The organism is Devosia nitrariae (assembly GCF_030160115.1).
Taxonomy (GTDB): Bacteria; Pseudomonadota; Alphaproteobacteria; order Rhizobiales; family Devosiaceae; genus Devosia; species Devosia nitrariae.
The window spans coordinates 1-575 of the sequence record NZ_BSNS01000033.1 but is presented as its reverse complement, the minus strand read 5'-3'; the positions used below and the strand labels follow the sequence as shown (position 1 = coordinate 575).

Annotated in this window: 1 pseudogene; it reads left to right on the top strand. The window is 63.8% G+C overall.

Going from position 1 to position 575, the window contains the following annotated elements:
* A pseudogene (locus QQK18_RS26795) lies at positions 1 to 552 on the top strand (hypothetical protein); the annotation flags it as partial.
* Positions 553 to 575 lie beyond the last annotated feature (23 nt).

The following is a 575-nucleotide window of genomic DNA, read 5'->3' as shown; positions in this document are numbered from 1 at the left end:
TTCCCGGTCTTTGTCGGCCTGGCCCTCATCGCGCACGACTTCATCCCCCTGGCCTTCGGGGACAACTGGACCGGCGCCGTGGTCGCCGTGCAGGCCTTCTGCGCGCTCGGGCTCCTCGCCAGCATCGGCGTGCTGCAGTCTTCGCTGGTCAAGAGCCAGGGGCAGGCGAACCTCTGGTTCTACTATCTCATAGCCAAGCAGGCGGGCACGCTGCTCTACGTGCTGCTCTACCATTCCTGGGGGGTCGACGCACTGACGACCGCCATCGTCATCCAGAACTACGTGATGTGGTTGCCCACGGCCCACATGGTGGCGCGCATCCTCAAGGTTTCACTCGTGTCTTACCTGGCCTCGTTCGCCCTGCCGATCCTTGCAGTCCTGGCGATGTCGGGCGCCGGACTGGCGACACAGAACTATCTGGCCGATGCCGATCCGCTCGTGCGGCTGCCCGCCACCATCGGCATCTGTGCTGCCGTCTATACACTGGTGCTGCTGGTCTTCGCCCGCAAGCGGCTCCTGCAGGTGAAGTCCGTCATTTTCAAGCGTCGCTGATGCCTTGTGCCCTTGCCCTTGTG